The sequence below is a fragment of the Sinorhizobium sp. 7-81 genome (genome assembly GCF_030124405.1).
GTDB classification, from domain to species: Bacteria; Pseudomonadota; Alphaproteobacteria; order Rhizobiales; family Rhizobiaceae; genus Sinorhizobium; species Sinorhizobium psoraleae.
This window is the reverse complement of record NZ_JASKLT010000012.1, coordinates 91421-113124: the sequence shown is the minus strand read 5'-3', so window position 1 is coordinate 113124 and position 21704 is coordinate 91421. Positions and strand designations below refer to the sequence as shown.

Below are 21704 nucleotides of genomic sequence, written 5' to 3'. Positions count from 1 at the left end.
GGAGGTGAAGGATGGCGCCCCCACGCCCATATTGGAAAGGCTATCTCAAGCTCTCGCTGGTGACCTGCCCCGTTTCGATGATGCCGGCCACAAGCGAATCGGAGAAGGTCCGCTTCCACACGCTGAATCGGAAGACGAACAACCGGGTCGTCTCCAGGTATGTCGACGCTGAGACCGGCAAGGTAGTCGACGAGGACGACGAGGCGAAGGGCTATGAGCGCGGCGAAAACGACTTCCTAGTGATCGAGGATGAGGAACTGGAGAGTGTCGCGCTCGAGAGTGCCAGGACCATCGACATCGAAAAGTTCGTGCCGCGCAACACGATCGAATGGGTCTGGTTGGAGAAGCCGCACTATCTGTCGCCGTCTGACGAGGTGGGTCACGAGGCATTCAGCGTCATCCGCGACGCCATGGAGGCAGAGAAGGTCGTCGGCATATCAAGGCTCGTCATCGGCCGACGCGAGCGCGCCGTGATGTTGGAGCCATGCGGCAAAGGCATCATCGTTTGGACGCTCCGCTATGGCGACGAGGTGAGGGAGCCGGAAAACTATTTTGGCGACATCGGCGACGGCGACACCGATCCCAAACTGATGAGCCTCGTCACATCGCTCATCGAGGAGCGGAGCAAACCGTGGAACCCGGACATGGTCCAGGATCCGGTGCAGGAAAAGCTCAAGGAAATCATAGAGAGCAAGCGCAAGTCGGCAAAGAAAGGCGCAAAACCGAAGGGCAAGGATGAAGAGCCTGCCTACACCGGCAACGTGATCGACCTCATGTCGGCGCTGAAGAAGAGCCTCGAGACGAAGAAGTCCGGCGGCAAGAAGTCATAGGCGCAGATACAGCGAATCTCCCTCGCCCCCGCGAAACCGCATTGACTCTATCACAAACTGGAACATAATAAGAACATTCATCGGTGGTGCGGCGCGGCCCGAAGCCGGAAGAGCCCCACGGCCGCAAGAGTTTCGACGATCAATCCTGAGGTTCGGTCGGCCGCCAGAAGGCCGCCATCCCGCGTCAGACTCGAGACCAGACGTCGACGTATCCTGTAATCAGCTTTCGTGCGGGAGAAGTCTTTAACACGCTTCGAAATCTACGGATCCTCAGCGGGGCCAACATATTTGCGCTGCTGGCCGCCTTCGTCGTCAGGCTGATCGAAATACCAGTATACGCGGTCCTTGACCTTGACCCGAGTGGAAGTGATGCCATCAGCCTTGCCAAGGATCAACAACAACGACGCCAGTGCCCTCGAAGTCTCTAATGTTTCGGGTCACGACGATCATATCGTGGACGAGAGCGGTCGCCGCAATCAGCGCGTCGGCCTCGTTGCGCCGGTCGGGGATGTACAGGTGCGCGCAACGTGTCGCAACCGCATCGTCAACCGGCAGGATACGGCCGGTGAATTCCGGGCGCACATGACTGTCAAGCCAAGAACGCAGCCGAGCGGCTTGTGCGGCGTCCCGGCGCTGCACCCCGAGTACCCCGCGCTCCAGTTCGAGAATCGTGATGGCTGAAAGGAAGAAGCGCGTCGCATCCTCCGCTCCAACCCACGCTGTCACGTTGCTGTCGGCCTTGCCATCGCCGACCTTGCGCAGTTCAGAAACGACGTTGGTATCCAGCAGGTATCTCAAGACAAGTCCACTTCGCGCGGCCCCATTTAAACGCGGGGCGGCTCGAAATCGATCGCCGAGAGGCCAGGCATGGCGAGAGCTTCGACAAGACTGCGGTGCTTGCCCGTCAAGCGCTCAAATTCGTCATAGGCCATTAGGACATGGGAAGGCTTGCCGCGGTCCGTAATGATGACCGGACCGCTTTTTGCCGCCTTCTTGGCGCTACTCACGTCGTGGTTCAGCTCTCGGCTTGAAAGCGCCGTGATGCGCACTGCCACCTCCATGTAGGTAATTACCTACATTTAGCATCAAAGGAAAAAATAACAAGCCAGCGGGAACCGAGCGTGTGCATCAACTCTAATGGAGTTATCCGGCGCCGCATACGACTTGAAGAGCACAGAAGTGATCTGAGCGCTAAGGCCCGCTTTGCGCTTTCAGTGGATTGGAAAGGTACAGCAAGGGCGCCTACGCAAATGCTCAGGATGTCAATCGGCACTGAACTTTGACCCCCGATCGGCATCCAATATTGGCTCTGACTCAGTTTTGATGCGTTGTAACGATGCTGCTTTGCTGGTTTCCACAAAGGAATCAGCCTGATGAGCACCACGTTTCGCACCTCGGATTTGATACCGGCTGGCTTCATCGCCGAAAGCATCACCCACATTCACGATGAGACCTCCATTTTGCTTTCCCGAGCCCACGCTACTGCGGCATGTCCGGCATGCGGACGAATGTCGCGAACGGTTCGTAGTCGCTATTGCCGCGAAGTCGCGGACCTTCCCCTCTCTGGGAAACGCGTCAGGCTGCTCGTGCAGACACGAAGGTTTACTTGTGATGCCGTGCTCTGCGGGAGACAGAGGCAATTCCGTACGAATAGGAGGCGGATCCCCGCTCGAACTTGAAGAGAATGCCACCGACATATCTCCGCGGGCAAAAATGGGCAAATTGCTCGCCAGGCGGCCGGAGATGCTGATGCCTCCATTTTTTCAGGCTTGAGAAGATCTCCAAGGCCCACGCCTTCATGCATTTCAGCGCCAGCCGGTTGAGCACACCAAGACCGGTTGTGGCAACTAATTCTCGTCATGAAAGTGCCCAAGGTAACTGAAACGGCCGCATTCTTACAATAAGCTGCAATCACTCAAATCAGACTGGGCACAGCCTTTCCGATGCTTTCATTCCCGCTCCGGGGATTTAGCTTCACGCGGGCTAATCGCGAACCCGGACGAGCCTTCAGGAAAGGCGGTGGTGGTCGACCACTTGCTGCTCGTGGGACTGAATTGACGAGGACTGACCAGGGCCACAGGTTTAATATCCTCGACTCATAGGGAAAGCGCCTCAGAACAAGCCGAATTCGACCATGTCAGAGGATGCTAGGTCATGCCCGACATCGGAGAATGGCTCGCCAGCATCAGGCTTGAGCAGTATCGCCAAACCTTCTTGAAGAACGGCATCGATCTCGATGTCGTCGACGATCTCACCGATGCCGACCTCAAGGAGCTCGGACTGTCGCTTGGTGACCGCAAGCGTTTTCTCAGGGCGGCCGCGACCCTGGCTCAGCAGTCGCCGCCGCCCACGGCAGCACTCCGTCCCTCCGTGTCACCAATCCACAGCGAGGCGGAACGGCGACAGCTTACGGTCATGTTCTGCGATCTCGTTGGATCGACAGCACTCTCCGCCCGCCTCGATCCAGAAGACCTACGGCAGTCGATCGTTGCCTACCGTGCTTGCGCCACCGAGATCGTCGGCCGGTACGACGGTTTTGTTGCCAAGTATATGGGCGACGGCGTCCTCGTATACTTCGGCTATCCGCAGGCTCACGAGGAAGATGCCGAGCGGGCCGTGAGGGCCGGCCTCGCGGTCGTTGAGGCTGTCGACCGGCTGGATGCGGCAGGCGAACACCTGGCTGTTCGGATCGGAATCGCCACTGGCCTGGTCGTGGTGGGTGACATCATCGGCACCGGCGAGGCCGAGGAATGCAGCGTCGTAGGTGAAACGCCGAACCTGGCGGCCCGCCTACAGACGTTGGCAGGATCCGGCACAGTAGTCATTGCTGAAGCGACGCGCGCACTGCTGCGGGGCCAGTTCAAGCTCGAAAGCATCGGACTGCAGCCGATTAAAGGTTTTTCCGGGGCGGCTGAAGCGTTTCGGGTGCTCGGCGAAGTGCGTGGCGACGACCGCTTCGAGGCCGGTCACGCGACCGTGCTGCCGTTGGTCGGCCGTGACCCGGAACTCGCATTGTTGGTTGATCGCTGGACTCGGGCCAAGGCCAACGAAGGTCAGGTCGTCCTGCTCGAGGGTGAGGCCGGAATTGGCAAGTCGCGTCTCGCCTTGGCCCTTCGCGAGCGTCTCTTTCGAGAACCACACAGGTTGCGCCGCTACTTCGCGTCGCCATACCACGTCAACAGCGCGCTTCGTCCGGTGATTGCCCAGCTTGAACAGGAAGCGGGATTTGAGCGCGAGGATTCATCGGTCGTGAAGCTCGCCAAACTCCAGGCGCTGATCGCGGAACAGGTGGGTGAGCTGGGCGAAGCGCTCCCATTGTTGGCCGAGCTTCTCGGAATTCCCGGCTCCGGCCGCTGTCCAGTGCTGGATCTTGCGCCCCAACAGCGTAAGAACCGAACATTCGGCGTGCTCATGGCCCAGCTTGCCAGACTTGCTGCGAAGCAGCCGGTGCTCCTGGTGCTTGAGGACGCTCACTGGCTGGACGCGAGTAGCCTTGAGCTGTTCGGCTTGTTCGTGAACCACATACGGCAGCTCCCGGCGCTGCTGATCATTACCCACAGGCCCGAGTTCGTCCCGCCTTGGCGTAGTTACCCGCACGTGACAAAGGTGGTCCTGAATCGTCTCGACCGGGTGCACGCACAATCGCTGGTCGAACGGCTGACCGGCGGAAAGCCACTGCCTGCCGGCATGCTCGATTACATCCTGGCCAACACCGATGGCGTACCGCTGTACCTTGAGGAGTTGACCAAAACCATGCTCGAATCTGGTCTCCTGGGAGTGGCCGGCGATCAGTTCGGACGGGCTGCACATATGCCGCAGCTGGCGATCCCGGTAACACTATACGACTCGCTGATGGCCCGCCTCGACCGCCTCGGCAGGGCCAAGGTGGTGGCCCAGATCGGCGCCTGCATTGGGCGCGAGTTCTCCTATGAGCTGATTGCGGCGTTAGCAGTGGTCGATAAGCATGAGCTGCAGAGGAGCCTTGATCAACTGGTTGCTACTGAGCTGGTTTTTCGGCGCGGAAGTCCCCCTAACGCGATCTACAGCTTCAAGCACGCGCTCGTCCGAGATACCGCGTATCAGTCGCTCCTCAAGAGCCGCCGCCGGGAACTACATCGCCGTATTGCGCAGGTCTTCGAAGAACTCGTCCCACATGTCGTGTCCGCTCAGCCGGAGCTCCTCGCCCATCATCTGACGGAGGCAGGAGAGCTGCCGCAAGCCCTCGTGTTTTGGCACCGGGCCGCCGAGCGCGCAAACGAGCGTGCGGCGAACGCTGAGGCCATCGGCCATTTGGCCAAGGCACTCGACCTGCTCGCCCAGATGCCCGAGAGACCGGAGCGCCTTGAGCTTGAGCTGACGCTGTTGATCACCATGGGACGAGTGCTTACCGCCGCGAAGGGCTATGGCCACCCGGAGGTCGAGCGCGTCTACAACCGTGCTCTCAACCTGGCTGAGCGGATCCCGGAAACGCCCAGGCTGTTCCCGGTGCTCCTCGGTCTCACCATTCATCACGCCGTGCGGTCCGAGCTTTCCGCGGCACGGGACCTTGGCGAACGGCTTCTGAGGTTGGCGCAGCAGATCTCGGATCCTGTGCTCGTGGTGGAAGCGTCCTATGCTTTGGGCATTACCTGCTCCTGGCGCGGCGAATTCGCCTCGGCATGGAAGCACTTCGAGCACGGAATCAGCCAGTACGACATCGCCCAGCACCGGGCCCATCTAGCGCTCTATGGACAGGATGGAGGACCGATCTGCCTGTGCCGTGGCGGTATGGCGCTGTGGTATCTCGGCCACGATGACCGGGCGCTGGAGCTGATGGACGAGGCGCTCGCAATGACCTTGAGGCTCGAGCATTTGTTCAGCCGTGCCTATGTGCTGACATGGGCGGCGATTTTGCACGTCCATCGACGCGACATCGCGAAGGCGCAAGAGGCGGCGGAGTTGGCGTTGGCGTTCGCGGCCGAACACGAATTTCCATTCTGGCACACCCAGGGAGTCTTCCTACAGGGGTGGGTCCTGGCGGAGCGGGGCCTGATCGCGGAAGGTATCGAGCGGTTGCGGAACGGGTTGGCTGGGATGCAGGCGATCGGGTCAGGAATGACTGCGCCTTGGGCCATGGGCCTACTCGGGGAGGCGCATGGAAAGGCTGATCGTTTTGCCGAGGGTAGCACCTTGATTGACGAGGCGCTTACCATTGTCGCGCGCACTGGCAACCGCTGGTGCGAGGCGGAGCTGCATCGGCTCAAGGGCGAACTCATATCATCGAGCTCAGAGTGCGATCCTGCCGAAATCGAGGCGTGCTTCCGCCGTGCCCTCGACGTCGCCCGCATGCAAGATGCGAAGATGTGGGAACTGCGCTCGGCGGTGAGTTTGGCCCGGCTTTGGCGAGCACAGGGGCTTAGAGCGCAGGCCTGTGAGCTGCTCAAGCCGCTCCTGGGCTGTCTCTCAAACACCCACGGGACGGTCGATCTTCAGGATGCTCAAGCGGTCCTTGAGAGTTGCGGAGGTGGTAAATTGAGCACTTGAACACTTGCTCCGCTGCAACGACTATGTCGTAACTCCCGATGGAGCGATGATTCTGACTCCGACATATGTTGTTGCAATGTCGCAGCATAAGGAGTCACGCAACGACTGCAACCCGGCTGGGAGCAACCTCAGCCGAGGGGCATCCGACTTTCAGGTTCCCGCCCGGGGCGCTGTAGATCATTTCAGCCGCATCGTTCCAGCCTATCCTCGTCAGATCGTCCTAATTGCCGGTCAACTCGGACTGGACGACTTGCGGGGGAGGCCGGCAAACGTTCGGGTGCTCAGTCGCGAAGCAGGAGCGGAAGGCGTCACTCCCTCCGTTCGGTTCGAAGACAGGTGAGCCTGCGTCAGTCCGGAGCCGGCATCGACAACAGCAAGCGAGTTCCTAAGCTTCCCTGCCGCTGGAGGGTGCGGTTTGAGATCCGCAATACCCTCCAGGACCCTGAGCAGATTATAGCCGTGGGTCCAGCGGCCATAGCCACTCGCAACATTGATGTGTCCCGCGTGCCCCAGGTCGACCAGGCTGCTGCCCCATTTTTCGCAGAGCGACTTCAGGCGAGCGAAGGGCATGTAAGGATCGTTAAGACTACCCACCACAAGGCTTCGAAACGGTAGCGGGCGATTTGGCATGGGTCCGAAGTCGATTGCGCCGGGATGCAGCCGCTCCGTTTCGTCAAGATCACACGGCGCGACCAGAAGGGCACTCCTCACGCGTGTGGCAACGGGCCGGTCTGCCAAGGCTGCTACGAGGACGGAGCCAAGGCTGTGCGCCACCAGGTCGACCGTTTCATATCTCAAGATCTCCGCTTCGAGCGCCCCCCGCCAGCGAGCAAGCCTTGGGTGGTTCCAATCCTGTTGTGCGACCATTGCCGCGGCCGGATGATCGGCGAGCCAATAGCGTTGCCAATGTCCCTCGCTCGAGCCAACCAGCCCAGGAACAATCAATGTCTTTGCCATGTCGTCCGCCTCTCAGCAAAGGTTCGGCCGCCAGTTCGACGGTACAGTTTGCGATTGTGCCCGGCGAGGAATGTCGCGATAAGAAAAGATGGTTTAATGTCTATAAGGTTTATAGAATAACTTCTTACATGACGATGAACGACCGTTCGTTTCGGTCAGCCAATGCCGAAGCGCCGCGCGTCCAACGCACGTCGACGGATGTCATGAATGCAGATATGGCGAGTTAGCGATGAAGCCGATGCAGAGACAACCATCCGTCCTCGCCGAGGCGAGCTTCGACGTCGGCGTAGTGTGCGAGCGTGACATGTGGCGCGTCCGCTGCCGCAACATGAGCGCCGGTGATGACCGCGACTTCGGCCCCCGCGGACGTGCCCGCAAGAATGCCGGCCGGCGCATCTTCGAAGACGAGGCAGTCCTCGGCGCGGACGCCGAGCTTTCCGGCGGCAAGAAGGTAGCCTTGCGGATCGGGTTTGCCGGCAGAGACGTCTTCGCCGGTTATCATTAGCCGCGGCGTCGGGATACCTGCGGCAGCAAGGCGGCGAACGGCAAGTTCAAGCGGTGCCGACGTGACGATCGCCCACTTCTCCGGCGGCAGTGAGTTCAGAAAAGCAACGGCGCCGGGAATTTCGATGATGCCGTCGACGTCTGCAATTTCCGCTGCGGCCAGCTCGCGCGCTTCGAGCTCCGCATCAACGGCGAGGCCAAGTCTGCCGATCGTGTCGACCGCACGCACGCCGTGCACGGACTTCATCAGAATCTCGCGATCAACCCCGTTGCGAACTGCCCAGGCTCCCCAGACCCGTTCGACGACGGCCATCGAGTTGAGCAGTGTTCCGTCCATATCGAACAACAGGGCGGCGAATCTTTTCGTGAAAAGCGACGAATTCAAATGATCCAAGCCAATCCCCCAGGTGATGAATACGAGCGACAGGCGCACAAGTATCGCCTCGCGCGCGGCGGCACAATCCGCTTTCACGCGGATATTACCGGAGCGAGCGTCTAGCCGTCCGCGCTCTCGGTGACGAGAAAGCCGATCGGGCCTCCCGGCTTGTCGTCATCGAAAACGGCGCAGGAAAGCACGCCGCCGAAGACGGCTCCGGAGTCGACATTGGTCCTGTTGCCGACGGTCCTCGGATTGCTTCGGCTCGGTGTGTGACCGTGGCACAGATGCTTGCCCCAGTAGTTGCCGGAATGGTTCGACGGCGTCCTGATCCAAAGCAGGATGTCGTCGCCCTGCTGGTCCAACGGGATGTTCTCGTCGACCCCGGCATGCGCGAAAATGCGATAGCGATCGACGATGATCGACGGCCTCTCCGCCATCCAGACGAGATGGCTCAGGGGTATTGCGCCGCCATAGGAAGCCATGGTCTCGTCGCCGCCGTTCATGAGCCAGGCGCTCATCTCGGCATAGCCTCTCCGCGCAGCCAGCAGCATCTCTTCGTGGTTGCCCTTGAGGGTCAGCCATTCCCAGCCGGCTTTTGTCGGGCCTGCCATGATCCGCTCGACCACGCCACGGCTTTCGGGCCCGCGGTCGATCAGGTCGCCGAGGAAAATGATCCTGCCTCCCGGCACGGAGGATTCAATGCTTGAAAGCAAGGCTTCGAGCTGCGCCAAACATCCGTGAATGTCACCGACTGCAAAGGTGAGACGTCGGGCATTCATGCATCGGATCTCCTGCACTCGTCCAAGGCGGCGTTCTCCGCTGGATGAGCATCGACCGTCGCTGGAAATGGGGGCTGCCAATCTGGAGGCGCCGGCTGTGGGGCACAAGCTCTACCGCATATTTTTCCAGAAGAGAATCCGCTTGTGAAAAATTACACGGGAACTCAAAACGTTACGGCAGCCTTTTCACGTCGCGTGGAGCCTTCAACTGTGCGAAGAGCCCTTCGGGATCGCGGAACTCACGATAGACACCGGGTCGCTTGCAGGAAAGGTATCTTCGAGCCCCTCCTCCAGCTGTTCTTCCATGGCGTGCTGATCGTGAGCCTGGCGCGCGTTGGCGAGAGCGCCTTGCGGGACGGATGGCGATCGCTTGGTCCCGGAGATCGCGAGAAGAGCTTCGTCCGCCCCGATCGCGGCGGCAAGAACCTGTTTTGCCCGCGCCACGACGTTCAACCGGTTGAGGGTGCCCTCGGCGTTCTGCGGGCAGGAAACCGACACGATCTCTCCGGTCGCGCCCACGAATTCGACCGTGAAACCCGTCTTGCCGCCGCGCTCCGCATAGACCTGAATCCCGACGAACTGCATCGATCGATCCTTCCTTCCGCGCTTCTGCCACCAAGGTCACGATGAACTTGATCGGGCGCCCAGCGGCCATTTACGAGAAACCTTCGGATGGCATCCTCGTTCGCCGAGTCTAGCAGATTTGCGCCCCTGCCAACAGCTTGGCGCGGGAACGGGATTGATCGTGTCCCTCTCTTGGCACGTCAGAGCACGCCCGATGCCGTACCAACAACCGGTTGGCTGTCCACGGCGTGGAATCCGGATGCAGGTTTTTGTGCATCGGGGCGTGTGCACGCGGCGAACGCGTCGAGGGCGCGATTGTAGGTCTTGGTTTGCACATCCATCATTCCGAGCACCGTATGGAACAGATTGTCATGCGATCTCGGCTGGTCTTTCTCTTTGGCGAGGCAGTCGGTATCGACCCCCATCGCCGTCTGGTATGGCTTGGAGAACCAGGCGATGAAGGGCACTCGCGTTTGCTCTTTCGGCGCGATGGCATAGGGCGCGCCATGCAGATAGATACCGTTCTCGCCGAGCGACTCGCCGTGATCAGACATGTAGATCATCGCTCCAGCGAGGCGATCCTGATGCTTTTCCAGGAGTTTGGCGACGCTCGCGAGGACATGGTCGGTGTAAAGAATGGTGTTGTCATAGGCGTTGACGATCTCGGCGGTCGTGCAGCGCATCAGTTCCGCCGTGCGGCAATCGGGCGTGAAGCGGCGGAATGCTTCGGGATAACGCCGATAGTAGGACGGCCCATGACTGCCGAGCTGATGCAGCACGATGACGCTGTTTCCTGTCGTAGCGCCAAGCTTGCTATCCAGTTCTCCGAGGAATATTTCGTCGAGGCATTCTCCCCTGCTGCACAGCGGGCTACCCTTCTGTTTGGTCATGCTGGCGAAGCTGATGAGATCGGCGATGCCTTTGCTGCCCGTATTGTTGTCCCACCAGCTTACGGACACGCCGGCGTGGGTCAGGACGTTTACGAGGTTCTCGGTCGAACGCGCCTTCCAGTCGCTGTACTCATCGCGCGGGTAGACCGAAAACATGCAAGGCAGCGAGACTGCTGTCGCCGTGCCGCAACTCGTCGTATTGGAATAATTGACGACGCCGAGCGCCTTCAGTTCCGGATTGGTCTCGCGGTCGTAGCCGTCGAGCGAAAAATTCATCGCTCGCGCCGTCTCACCCGCAACGATGACAACGACCACCGGCTTCCCGGCTTGTGCAATACGGCCACCCTGCCGCGCGTCGGTTCCGAGCGGCTGGACGACGAGATTGCGCTCCCGGTAGGTCGAAAGGCCATAGCGCGCCGCCGCGACGAGCGGCCCGGTAGGATTGAACCTCTTCATCAAATCCGTGTGCTCGCGCAGCACATAGGCAAATGTTGCAAAGTTGGAATAGATCAGACCACCAGCGGCAAAAAGCGCTACAGTAAAGAAAAGAAGATTGACGACAAACTTCAGCAAAAAGCGACGATGACGGACCTTCACCCACGCCACAAGGAGCGAAGGAAGGAGAGCATAGATCACCAGGTGCTGCGCAAGGCTGCCCGTCAGGAAATGACTGGCCTCGGCCGGTGTCGTAACCACGGCATTGCCGATCATGTCCCTGTCAACGATGATACCGAATGCGTCGCCAACATAGGAAGCGGATGCCGATACCAGGATGAAGAAAATCAGCGCCGGCTTCATCAGATATTTGATCGACATCGGGATCAGTATGGCAAACAGCGCCAGGTAGAGCGCGGCACCGAAGAGTAGCAGGCTCGCTTTTGAGCTATCGAAATAGCTCGCTGCACGGTTCCAGAAGGAATTGTTGGTGGCCAGGAGCAAGTAAGCGGCAACAAGGGCGCTCAAGACCACGCTACCGATCTCGGGCCGGCGAATTCTTGAAAAGGTCAAAACACGATCTCCAAAAGGCGAGCCACGGCTCATGACGGATGGAGGCGCGCGCCATCAGCCGTCTTTGCCGGCGTGCGGCCGGATCGTCGCCACGTCGGCCCCCTCCGGCACTACTGCGGGCAAGCTGTCGAAGTCCTGTCGGGAGATGGTTGGAGCTCTACAGCGGGACGACGTCGGCATTTTTTGAAAAATCGGACAGCTGTTTGACAGCTAATACGGTTTGTTTTGCCAAGGCAGCCGCCACCCGGCTCGCACTTTTGCTGCCCTCGTTGAACGTTGGCTCCTCGAGGAAAACCTCATATGATCGATCGCGGCCGTCCGTCGGAAGGCTTGATTTCAGGAACTCCATGCGCCTCCTTCTCGTAGAAGACAGCCCTCGCCTGATCGAACTCGTGGGAGAGACCATGCGTGATGCGGGCTGGCGGCTTGATGCGGTCTCGACCCTTCAGGACGCCGAGGCGGCGATCGCCGCGCGGGAGCATGATCTCGTGCTTCTCGACCTCGGCCTGCCGGATGGTGACGGCCTCGATCTGATCAAGCGGATTCGGCAGGAGCATCCGGGACTGCCGGTGCTGATCATCACGGCCCGCGGGTCGGTCGATGAACGCATCATGGGGCTCGATGCCGGCGCCGACGACTATCTCGTCAAACCCTTCCATCATCGCGAATTGCTCTCGCGGTGCCGGGCCATGCTGAGGCGAAATCCGTACGCTATACAGCCGGTGCTGGAGGCCGGGGCCTTGCGCTACGATCCGGCGACCGCCGACCTTACCTGCGCCGGCGCCACTGTTCCGTTGCCGCCGCGCGAGCGTTCCTTAATCGAGATCCTGATGCGCGAGGTCGACCGCGTCGTTCCGAAGCGCCGGCTCGAGACCGCGCTCTCGGAATATGGACAGGAGATCAGCTCGAACGCGCTGGAGCTTGCCGTTTCCCGAGTGCGTAAACGGCTGCTGCCGCTCGAAAGCGGAGTTCAGATCGAGACCGTGCGCGGAATAGGGTACCTCCTCAGGACGGCTTCATGAAAAGAGCAAATCCGTCGCTGATCGGCATTGTTGCGCGGCGCATCGTCGCCTTTTCATTGCTCGCGATGGCGCTGCAAATCGGCGTAGTCTTCGCCGACTACTGGTTTGACGATGACAAGCTCAGCGTGCTCCTGCTGCAGCAGGAGACAGAGACGCTATCAAGGGCGATCGCGAACCGGGACGGCGTCCTCACCTACGAGCCGGATCATGAATTGCGCGAGCGTTACCTGGAACGCCACGGCCGGGATGGCGCGATCTACCTCCGGGTGCGTACCGCCTCCGGCTCGGTGCTCTTCTCCAATTGCACGACGGAATGCGCCGCACATTTTTTGCCGCTCAGCATCAACGCGCCGAACTTCTGGAAACGGCTGATCGCCCCGGGTAAACCGTTCAGCATCGCCGGCGGCCAGTCCTTCGAGCGCGATGGCGTGCCGGTTCTCGTCGAGCTCGCAATCCTCAAGGACCCGAACGGCTTCATGTACAGCGCCCTGCTTCATGAGATGTTCGATTCGATGATCGTGCCGATGACGCTGATGTTCTGTCTCGTCATCGGCGCGACGATCTGGTCGATACGCAGCGCTCTCCGCCCGGTCGCAGTGGCCGTCAAGGCAGCCGATGCAATCGATCCGCGCGACAGCGGCGCGCGCCTGCCGGCAACCCGAATGCCGCTGGAAATCGAACGTCTTGTCAGCGCGGTCAACCGGCTGCTCGCCCGCGTTGGTGACCTGATACAGTCGCAGAAGGTGTTTTCATCCTCGATCGCCCACGAAATACGGACGCCCGTTTCAATCGCCAAGATGGAACTGAGCCGCATCGCCGATCCGCGTGCCCGCAATGCCGAGCGCGACCTTGACGCCCTCACGCACATCCTCGAGCAACTGACGTCGCTCGCCCGCGCCGATGCCGTCGATCCCTCGGCCTACCAGCGGGCAAGCCTCTCGGTGATCGGAGCGGAGGTTACGGAGACGACGGCGCCGTTCGTTTTCGACCAGGGCAAGTCGATCGAGTTCGCCGACCATGGCACGGCGCCCGTCACCGTTATCCCGGCGCTCGTTGAGAACATGCTGCGCAACCTGATCGAGAATGCCGTCAAGCATAATCCGCCTGGCACCCGCATCGTGGTGACCTGCGGACCCGGCCCGCAGGTCTCGGTGGAAGACAACGGCAAGGGGTTGGTCGACTTGCCGGAACATAACGATGACCTCGGCTACATCAAACGCTCGGGTCAGCTCGGCCTCGGCTTGAAGATCGTCCACCGGATAAGCGCGTTGCACAAGGCGCGAGTCTCAATCGACACCGCGCCCGATCAGGGAACAAAGATCACGATCGATTTTTCTGCGGTAGCCTGACGTCCGCCCGTGAATGGCTCGACCGCTGGACATTTCATAGGCACGATGCATATTTTTTAATCCAGCCCTTTTTTATGGATGCGAATTTCGTGCTCAATCAGCGATCACATGCTATGCGCCTGTGCAATTCTTCCTTTCGCAGCGAGCATGCATGTCCAGGGCCACGGTCTTCTTCCGGCGTTTCGTCCCATCCCTCGTACCGGTCGGCCGATGGGAGCGGCTGCGCTCGTCCTGCGGCGCCCTGCTCGGAATATTGCTGACGGGATTTATCAGCTCGCTCGCCATTGGCGCCGATGCGAGCCTGCCGCTTCTCATTGCCCCGATGGGAGCCTCGGCGGTTCTGCTCTTTGCCGCTCCATCTAGTCCCCTCGCGCAGCCTTGGTCGATCCTCGGCGGCAATGTCGTTTCATCGACAGTCGGCGTAACCTGCGCGCTGTTTATTCCCGATCCAGTTGTTGCAGCCGCGGTTGCGGTTGCGGTCGCCATCGGCGCGATGCTGATGCTCGGTTGCCTTCACCCTCCAAGCGGCGCTGTCGCGCTGACCGCCGTTCTCGGCGGGCCGGCGATACACCAGGCCGGATACGGCTTCGTGCTCTCTCCGGTCGCGGTCAACTCCCTTCTCATCCTTGTCGTCGCGCTCGTCTTCAACAACCTGACCGGCCGTCGCTATCCGCATCTCGCGCCTGCCGCGAACCCGCACAACACGCAGGATCCTTTGCCCAGTCATCGCCTCGGCGTCGTACCGGAAGACCTGCAGTCCGTGCTGGCGCAATATGGCGAGGTCGTCGACATCAGCCCCGAGGAACTCGATACCTTTGTTCACCAGGCGCAGATCCGCGCGTTCGAACGTCGCTCCGGCGAAATCACCTGCGGAGAGATCATGTCGCGTGACGTTGCGACCGTTGCGCCGCAAGCCTCTCTCCGCCAAGCGTGGAAAATGCTGCTCGAACACCGTATCAAGGCCCTGCCGGTCGTAACCGAAAAGGACGGGCTTGTCGGCATCATCACCCAAACAGACTTCATGAAGCACTCGACGCTGACTTCCGACGGCCGGCTGCAGATCGGCCTGCGTCAGCGAATCGGCAATATTATCGGTCTGCCGACCACGGGACCGCGTGTGGTGTCCGACATCATGACGCGACGTGTCCAGTCGGCTTTGCCGGAAACAATGATTGCAAAGCTCGTCCCGCCGATGGCCGACATGGGCCTGCACCATATGCCGGTGGTCGACGCGGACAACGGCGTGGTGGGCATCGTAACGCAGTCCGACCTTATCGCCGCCTTGTTCCAGCGGCGGCTCGACAGCGCCGAGGATTCCCGGAACGTCGCCTGAGCCCGCGGGGCGCCTGACTCTCCTTAAAAGCTAACGCCTTTATCCATTTCGCCTTAATCAGCGCCAGCCGCTTTCCGCGTGCGGGCCGGCCCCTTCACGCCCGCGGCCTGTCACAAATTCATTCGATTGACTTAATCGGTCGAATGAGGTAATTTAAGCGCATGATGAAGGACAACGACCCCACTCCACAGCTCCGAGCCGACCGCGGTGACGTTACCCGGGAGAAGCTCCTCAGCGCCTCCATCGACGTCTTCGGGCGCTATGGCTTCGATGGCGCAACGACCCGCAAACTCGCCGACACGGCGGGCGTCAACCTACAGGCCATCCCCTATTATTTCGGCGGCAAGGAAGGCCTCTATATCGCCGCTGCAGAGCACCTAGCTTCGATCATTGGCGGGCATGTCGCGGATTTGCGAAGCGCCATTCTCACGCGCTTCGAACAACTCGATGCCGATGGAAAGGAAATGGCCCCTGCCGAGGCGCGCGCCCTTCTGACCCAGATGGTCCAGAGAATGATCGTGCTCTTCGTCAGCGAACAATCGGAAAGCTGGGCGCGATTCATCATTCGCGAGCAGATGGAGCCCACCGAGGCTTTTGCGCGCATCTACCGCAGCATCATGCGGCCGATGATCGAGATGGCGCGGCGGCTCATCGGAACCATTCTCGGCGATGATCCCGCCTCCGAGCGCATCCGCCTGAGGACGCTGTCCTTCGGCGGAGGCGTCCTCGTGTTTCGGATGGCCCATGCCGCCGTCTATGCCCAGCTGGAATGGAAAACCGCCGGGCCGCACGAGCTCGAAATCCTGCGCCATCACGCGGCCGAACTCGTTGCCGTGCTCAGCGCTGAGAAGGACCACCAGTCATGAAGAAAATCGCTATCCCCGCCCTCCTGCTCGCCGTTGCTGCGGCCGGGGGCTGGTGGTTCGACCTGCCGGCGCGGCTCGGCTGGGCTGAGGACAATCGCCAGACAGTGCTTTACGGCAATGTCGATATCCGGCAGGTGTCGCTCGGTTTTCGTGTCAGCGGCCGCATCGCGGAGCTTCGTGTCGACGAAGGCGATGCCGTGAAGGCCGGCGACGTGATTGCAAAGCTCGACGCCGAACCATTCGAGCAGGCGGCCGACGCAGCCAAGGCGGAGGTCGAGGCCTTGAGCGCCACGCTTGCCAAGCTCAAGGCAGGTGCGCGGGCGACCGAAATCGCGCAGGCGCGCGCCGTCCATGAAGAGCGCCTCGCCGAGCTGGAAAATGCCAGCCTGGCCTATGAGCGCGCACGGCGACTGCGGCCGAACGGTGCGATCTCCCAGGCGGAACTTGATCAGGCGAGCGCCATGCGCGCCGCCGCTACGGCACGCGCGACCTCGGCGCGCCAGGCTCTGGCGCTGCTCGAAGAGGGTAGCCGCGCGGAAGATATCGCCACGGCGCAAGCGCAGGTGAATGCCGCAACGGCGAAGCTCGCAAGTGCCCGCACATCACTCAAGGATGCCGAGCTCGTCGCCCCAAACGCCGGCGTCGTCCTGTCGCGTGTCCGCGAGACTGGCGCCATCGTCTCCCCGGCGGATAATGTTTATGTGATCTCGTTGACCGAACCGGTCTGGGTCCGCGCCTATGTCGCTGAGCCGGATCTTGGCCGCGTTCATCCCGGGATGAAGGTCAAAGTCACCTCCGACACTGCCCCCAACCGGGCCTATGAGGCGACCGTCGGCTTCATCTCGCCCGTCGCGGAATTCACGCCGAAATCGGTGGAAACGCCTGAACTGAGGACGGATCTCGTCTACCGGCTGCGGCTCGTGGTCACCAATCCCGGCACGAACCTGCGCCAGGGCATGCCGGTCACCATTCATCTCCCGACAGCAGGGGAGACCACATCGTGACCCCCGCCCCTGATGTCGCCCCCTTCGTCAGGTTGACGGGTGTCACCAAGCGGTTCGGTGCTCCGGCGCCTGCCCTCGATGCGATCGATGGTACGATTGCTGGCGGGCGGATCACCGGCCTCGTTGGTCCCGACGGCGCCGGCAAGACGACGCTGATCCGCCTGATGACCGGGCTCATGCTGCCCGATGCGGGCACGGTCGAAGTGCTCGGCTACGACACGCGCACGGATCCGGCGAGCATCCAGGCAGCAATCGGTTACATGCCGCAACGCTTCGGCCTCTACGAAGACCTGTCGGTTCAGGAAAACCTCGACCTTTATGCCGACCTTCGCGGTCTGCCGAAGGACGAGCGCGCTGCTACGTTCGGCGAGCTTCTCGAATTTACCGATCTGGGGCGCTTCACAACGCGCCTTGCCGGAAAACTCTCTGGCGGCATGAAGCAGAAGCTCGGCCTCGCATGCGCGCTTCTGCGCAAGCCGCGCCTTCTGCTGCTCGACGAGCCGGGCGTCGGGGTCGATCCGATTTCGCGGCGTGATCTCTGGAAGATGGTCGAAGACCTTACGGCCGAGGGCATCGGTGTCGTCTGGTCAACGGCCTATCTCGAAGAGGCGGAGGCCTGTGACCATGTCTTCCTGTTCAATCAGGGTCGCTTGCTTTTCGCCGGCCGGCCGCAGGACATGACGGAACGCGTCGAAGATCGCGTGTTTCGTGTAACCGGCATCGAAGGTCGCCGCCGCGAGAAGCTCGCGCGTTTTCTCGATGACGAAGGCGTGGTGGACGGTGTCATCCAGGGCGAGGCGATCCGGCTGGTGATGAAGCCTGGGCTCAAGCCGCCGTTGCTCGCGAAAGAGGACGCCGCGACCGTCCGGCGCACCGATATTGCGCCGCCCCGCTTCGAAGACGCCTTTGTCGACATGCTTGGCGGCGGACCTGGCGGCCGCTCGAAACTCGCCGAGACCCAGCGGCCCTTTGCCGCTGACGAGGGCAAGTCGGTCATCGAGGCGCGCGGCCTGACGAAGCGCTTCGGCGACTTCACCGCCGCCGACAATATCACCTTCGATATCCCGCGCGGTGAGATTTTCGGCCTACTCGGTCCGAACGGCGCGGGCAAGTCGACCACGTTCAAGATGCTTTGCGGCCTGTTGAAGCCAACGGCCGGCGAAGGTCGGGTTGCCGGCTTCGATCTCAGGCGGGATGCGGCGGCTGCACGCAACCGGCTCGGCTACATGGCGCAGAAATTCTCCCTCTATGGTGATCTCAGCGTCATCCAGAATCTGAACTTCTTTGCGGGCGTCTACGGGCTTTCCGGCCCGAAACGGCGCGAGCGCATCGAGCTGATGACTGAGATCTTCGATTTCCGGCCGATCCATGACATGTCCGCCAAGGACCTGCCGCTCGGCCTCAAGCAGCGCTTAGCGCTTGCCTGCGCGGTGCTGCACGAACCGGAAGTGCTCTTTCTCGACGAACCAACTTCCGGTGTCGATCCGATCACACGGCGCGAATTCTGGACCCACATCAACGGCCTCGTGGAAAAGGGCGTGACCGTTCTTGTCACCACCCACTTCATGGACGAGGCGGAATATTGCGACCGTATCTCGCTGATTTATCGCGGCAGATCGATCGCGCTCGGCTCGCCGGATGAGATGAAGAAGCGGGTCGCCAACAAGGACCTTCCGGATCCGACGATGGAAGACGCGTTTATCGCGCTGGTCCAGGGCTCGGAGGCGAAGGAAGCGGCATGAACAGGATCCGCAAGAGCGACGGCCGTGAACAGCGCGCCGGCAGGGCGCGGCGCTTCGCCGCCCTCGTGCGTAAGGAAAGCTACCAGATCGTGCGCGACCCGAGCAGTATCCTGATCGCTTTCGTGCTGCCGCTGATCCTGCTCTTCCTCTTCGGCTACGGCGTTTCGCTCGATACGACGCGGACGCGTGTTGCACTGGTGGTCGAGGAGGTAACGCCGCTGACACGCGATCTCGCCGCAAGCTTTCAAGCGTCACGCTATTTCGCTGTCGTCAACGGCCACGACCGGCGCGAATTCGAGGATGATCTCGTGCTCGGCCGCGTGCGTGGCATTCTGGTTATACCGGCAAGCTTTGCGTCGGACCATGCCGCGGGACGCCACCCGGCAGTCCAAGTGATCGTCGACGGTTCGGATCCGAACACGGCGAATTTCGTGCAGAACTATGCGCAGGGCACGGTCGCCAACTGGGAGCGCCAGCGTTTCACCGAGGGCGTGGGGCGCTCTCCGGCAATCGCCGCCGAACAGCGCTTCTGGTTCAATCCGGAGCTGACGAGCCGCAATTTCCTCGTTCCCGGATCAATCGCCATCGTCATGACCCTGGTCGGCACGTTGCTGACTTCGCTCGTGGTCGCGCGGGAATGGGAGCGCGGGACGATGGAGGCGATGATGGCGACACCCGTCTCCGCCGCCGAGCTCCTTGCCGGCAAGCTCTTGCCCTATTTCATTCTCGGGCTCACGTCGATGACGCTCTGCGTCCTGCTTGCGGTCTTCCTCTTCGGTGTGCCTTTCCGCGGCTCGGTCGCAGCACTTTACGCGCTCTCCGCCACGTTCCTGATGCCAGCCCTCGGACAGGGATTGCTGATCTCGGCAGCCACCAAGAACCAGTTCCTCGCATCGCAGCTCGCGCTGATAACGGCCTTCCTGCCGGCTTTCCTGCTTTCGGGCTTCCTCTTCGAGATCAATTCGATGCCGACCGTTATCCAATGGATCACGTTCATTGTGCCCGCACGCTATCTGATCCCCAGCCTGCAGACGGTGTTTCTGGCCGGCGACATCTGGCCGATGTTCGCGCGTGCGATCGCGATGATGCTTCTTATCGGCAGCGTCTTCTTCGCGCTGGCCGCACGCAGCACCAGAAAGAGGATCGGCTGACATGTGGTGGACACGGTTGAAGGCGCTGATCATCAAGGAACTTCTGGCGGTGCTGCGCGATCCAAAGGGCCGCGCCATCCTGATCGGCCCGCCCATCATCCAGCTGCTCGTCTTTTCCTACGCAGCGACGTTGGAGGTGAAGAACGTCGACCTGATGGTGCTCGACCGTGATACCGGCCATTGGAGCCAGGAACTGGTCCAGCGGATCGGCGGGTCACCGACCTTCCGAACCATTACCCGAGCGAACAACCCGGCGGAAGTCCGGCTCGCCATCGATACCCAGCGCGTGCTAGCCGCGCTGGAAATCGGCCCGACCTTCTCCCGCGACATCGAGGCGGGACGGCCGGCTGAAGTTCAAGTGATCCTCGACGGGCGGCGTTCCAACGCCTCGCAGATCGTTTCCGGTTATCTGGGCCAGATCGTCGGCACGCTCGCCGCGGAAACCCCCGCGGGGAACCGTGCAGCGTCCGACGTGATCAGGGTCGAGGCGCGCAACTGGTTCAATCCCAACCTCACCTTCCAATGGTTCATGGTGCCGAACCTGGTGGCGAGCATTGCGCTTCTGATCGGGCTGATCGTCACGGCTCTGTCGGTCGCCCGCGAGCGCGAGCTCGGGACGTTCGATCAGCTTATCGTGTCTCCGCTCCGCACCCATGAAATCCTTATCGGCAAGCTGATACCGCCGATGATGATCGGGCTCTTCCACATCACGATCTATGTTCTCGCAGCCGTGTTCATCTTTGGCGTGCCGTTGCGCGGCTCGCTCTTCCTGCTTTACGGCAGCGCGATCTTCTATCTCGCCTCCGTCGTCGGTCTCGGCCTGTTCATATCGGCGCTGTCGATGACGCAGCAACAGGCAATCCTCGGAGCCTTCCTGTTCATGGTTCCCGCCATGCTCTTGTCGGGGTTTGCGACGCCGATCGAGAACATGCCGTCCTGGCTGCAGCCGATCACGCTCGTCAATCCGCTGCGTTACTTTCTGGTGATCGTGAAAGGCGTGTTCCTGAAGGATATCCCGCTCGCCGAGGTCGTGCATCAGACCGTGCCGCTCTGCCTGATCGCCGTCGTGACACTTTCTGCCGCCGCCTGGCTGTTCCGTAGCCGGCTGGAGTAGCAAGGTCAGACAAGCCGGATTGGTCCGGGATACTTTCCGACGATCTCGTCCGCGGTGAGCAATGTCACACCCTCGACTATCGACTGGGCGATCAGAATACGATCGAAGGGGTCTTTGTGGATTAGGGGGAGTTGGTCGATTTCTACCGCGTGTGCACTGCTGACGGACAGTTCCTCATAGCCGTTGTCCAACAAGCCACGGCGCAGCAGCCGAGGATCGGCCTCGAAATCAGGGCGCCCGAGGCCGCGCTTGATGGCGATTTCCCAGAGGCTCGCCGCACTGAAAAAGAGGATGTTCTCCCGGCTTTCTATGAGCGCCCGGGCTTCCTGCGGCAACCGGTCGGGAGTACCGGCTACCCAGAGAAGTATGTGCGTATCAAGCAGAATATTCATCCGCCGGTGCCGAAGAGATTTTCAATCTCATCGCTTCCCATACGATCGAAATCGTCCGGCACGACGATCTGGCCGGTCATGAAGCCGAGCCGCTGCTTATCGGTCTCGGAAGGCTGATCGAGGGCAACCACCTTCACCATTGGCTTTCCCGCCTTGGCGATGATGAACGGCTCCCCCCTCGCCGCCTTTTCGACCAGCCGCGACAAATGGGTCTTGGCCTCGTGAATATTGACGGTTTCCACCACTGCCTCCGCTGGGTTGAACTTAGTTTATCAAACTTAGTTCAACCCAGCGTGG

The 21704-nt window shown here is 61.1% G+C and carries 21 protein-coding genes and 1 pseudogene; 11 read left to right on the top strand and 11 right to left on the bottom strand.

Annotated features, from left to right (window positions below):
* The first annotated feature begins 11 nt into the window (after positions 1–11).
* Entirely contained in the window at positions 12–830 is an 819-nt protein-coding gene (locus tag QN224_RS27380; protein WP_283979182.1) for a Ku protein, read from the top strand.
* A 375-nt stretch (positions 831–1205) separates the two neighbouring features.
* Here QN224_RS27380 and QN224_RS27370 read toward each other — a convergent pair whose 3' ends face one another.
* The 3 genes from QN224_RS27370 to QN224_RS27360 all read right to left on the bottom strand — a co-directional run bounded on the left by QN224_RS27370 (position 1206) and on the right by QN224_RS27360 (position 2275).
* Positions 1206–1628 carry a type II toxin-antitoxin system VapC family toxin gene (locus QN224_RS27370; protein WP_173514330.1) on the bottom strand — a complete coding sequence of 141 codons (423 nt, stop codon included), beginning with the start codon at positions 1626–1628 and terminating at the stop codon, positions 1206–1208.
* Between the two features lie 26 nt (positions 1629–1654).
* A complete protein-coding gene (locus QN224_RS27365; RefSeq protein ID WP_283979195.1) occupies positions 1655–1879 on the bottom strand; it encodes a type II toxin-antitoxin system Phd/YefM family antitoxin in 225 nt (74 codons plus the stop codon).
* 213 nt (positions 1880–2092) lie between these two features.
* Positions 2093–2275 (bottom strand): hypothetical protein, encoded by a 183-nt coding sequence (locus QN224_RS27360; RefSeq protein ID WP_283979196.1) that lies wholly within the window; start codon positions 2273–2275, stop codon positions 2093–2095.
* Between QN224_RS27360 and QN224_RS27355 the strand changes: the two genes are divergently transcribed.
* Together QN224_RS27355 and QN224_RS27350 are read left to right on the top strand one after the other, a co-directional pair.
* Positions 2204–2509 (top strand): transposase family protein, encoded by a 306-nt coding sequence (locus QN224_RS27355; RefSeq protein WP_283979181.1) that lies wholly within the window; start codon positions 2204–2206, stop codon positions 2507–2509. The genes QN224_RS27360 and QN224_RS27355 overlap by 72 nt on opposite strands.
* A gap of 475 nt (positions 2510–2984) precedes the next feature.
* A complete protein-coding gene (locus tag QN224_RS27350; protein ID WP_283979180.1) occupies positions 2985–6353 on the top strand; it encodes an adenylate/guanylate cyclase domain-containing protein in 3369 nt (1122 codons plus the stop codon).
* Between the two features lie 432 nt (positions 6354–6785).
* Here the strand turns inward: QN224_RS27350 and QN224_RS27345 are convergent.
* The 6 genes and pseudogenes from QN224_RS27345 to QN224_RS27320 form a co-directional block, all read right to left on the bottom strand.
* A pseudogene (locus QN224_RS27345) lies at positions 6786–7310 on the bottom strand (RBBP9/YdeN family alpha/beta hydrolase); the annotation flags it as partial.
* Between the two features lie 223 nt (positions 7311–7533).
* Entirely contained in the window at positions 7534–8208 is a 675-nt protein-coding gene (locus QN224_RS27340; RefSeq protein WP_283979194.1) for an HAD family hydrolase, read from the bottom strand.
* A gap of 101 nt (positions 8209–8309) precedes the next feature.
* Complete coding sequence (locus QN224_RS27335) at positions 8310–8972, bottom strand: metallophosphoesterase family protein (protein ID WP_283979179.1); 663 nt, start codon at positions 8970–8972, stop codon at positions 8310–8312.
* Between the two features lie 204 nt (positions 8973–9176).
* Positions 9177–9557 carry a hypothetical protein gene (locus QN224_RS27330; protein WP_173512444.1) on the bottom strand — a complete coding sequence of 127 codons (381 nt, stop codon included), beginning with the start codon at positions 9555–9557 and terminating at the stop codon, positions 9177–9179.
* Between the two features lie 179 nt (positions 9558–9736).
* Positions 9737–11434 carry a phosphoethanolamine--lipid A transferase gene (locus QN224_RS27325; protein ID WP_283979178.1) on the bottom strand — a complete coding sequence of 566 codons (1698 nt, stop codon included), beginning with the start codon at positions 11432–11434 and terminating at the stop codon, positions 9737–9739.
* Between the two features lie 157 nt (positions 11435–11591).
* Complete coding sequence (locus QN224_RS27320) at positions 11592–11783, bottom strand: hypothetical protein (protein ID WP_173512442.1); 192 nt, start codon at positions 11781–11783, stop codon at positions 11592–11594.
* Here QN224_RS27320 and QN224_RS27315 point away from each other — a divergent pair.
* The 8 genes from QN224_RS27315 (at position 11782) to QN224_RS27280 (ending at position 21015) form a co-directional block, all read left to right on the top strand.
* Positions 11782–12456: a response regulator transcription factor gene (locus tag QN224_RS27315; protein ID WP_173512441.1), complete on the top strand. Its 675-nt coding sequence runs from the start codon at positions 11782–11784 to the stop codon at positions 12454–12456. The genes QN224_RS27320 and QN224_RS27315 overlap by 2 nt on opposite strands.
* Positions 12453–13805 carry a HAMP domain-containing sensor histidine kinase gene (locus tag QN224_RS27310; RefSeq protein ID WP_283979177.1) on the top strand — a complete coding sequence of 451 codons (1353 nt, stop codon included), beginning with the start codon at positions 12453–12455 and terminating at the stop codon, positions 13803–13805. The genes QN224_RS27315 and QN224_RS27310 overlap by 4 nt, the downstream gene beginning before the upstream one ends.
* A gap of 151 nt (positions 13806–13956) precedes the next feature.
* Positions 13957–15138: an HPP family protein gene (locus QN224_RS27305; protein ID WP_283979176.1), complete on the top strand. Its 1182-nt coding sequence runs from the start codon at positions 13957–13959 to the stop codon at positions 15136–15138.
* Between the two features lie 161 nt (positions 15139–15299).
* Positions 15300–16004, top strand: a complete 705-nt coding sequence (locus tag QN224_RS27300) for a CerR family C-terminal domain-containing protein (protein WP_283979175.1) — start codon at positions 15300–15302, stop codon at positions 16002–16004.
* Positions 16001–17008 carry a secretion protein HlyD gene (gene hlyD / locus QN224_RS27295; RefSeq protein WP_283979174.1) on the top strand — a complete coding sequence of 336 codons (1008 nt, stop codon included), beginning with the start codon at positions 16001–16003 and terminating at the stop codon, positions 17006–17008. The genes QN224_RS27300 and hlyD overlap by 4 nt, the downstream gene beginning before the upstream one ends.
* A complete protein-coding gene (locus QN224_RS27290; RefSeq protein ID WP_283979173.1) occupies positions 17005–18750 on the top strand; it encodes an ATP-binding cassette domain-containing protein in 1746 nt (581 codons plus the stop codon). The genes hlyD and QN224_RS27290 overlap by 4 nt, the downstream gene beginning before the upstream one ends.
* Entirely contained in the window at positions 18747–19901 is a 1155-nt protein-coding gene (locus QN224_RS27285; RefSeq protein ID WP_283979172.1) for an ABC transporter permease, read from the top strand. Before QN224_RS27290 ends, QN224_RS27285 begins: the two co-directional genes overlap by 4 nt.
* Position 19902: 1 nt before the next feature.
* Entirely contained in the window at positions 19903–21015 is a 1113-nt protein-coding gene (locus QN224_RS27280; protein WP_283979171.1) for an ABC transporter permease, read from the top strand.
* Positions 21016–21020: 5 nt separating this feature from the next.
* Here QN224_RS27280 and QN224_RS27275 read toward each other — a convergent pair whose 3' ends face one another.
* On the bottom strand, positions 21021–21407 hold the full coding sequence (locus QN224_RS27275; RefSeq protein WP_283979170.1) for a type II toxin-antitoxin system VapC family toxin: 387 nt from the start codon (positions 21405–21407) through the stop codon (positions 21021–21023).
* Positions 21404–21649 carry a type II toxin-antitoxin system prevent-host-death family antitoxin gene (locus tag QN224_RS27270; protein WP_283979169.1) on the bottom strand — a complete coding sequence of 82 codons (246 nt, stop codon included), beginning with the start codon at positions 21647–21649 and terminating at the stop codon, positions 21404–21406. The genes QN224_RS27275 and QN224_RS27270 overlap by 4 nt, the downstream gene beginning before the upstream one ends.
* Positions 21650–21704 lie beyond the last annotated feature (55 nt).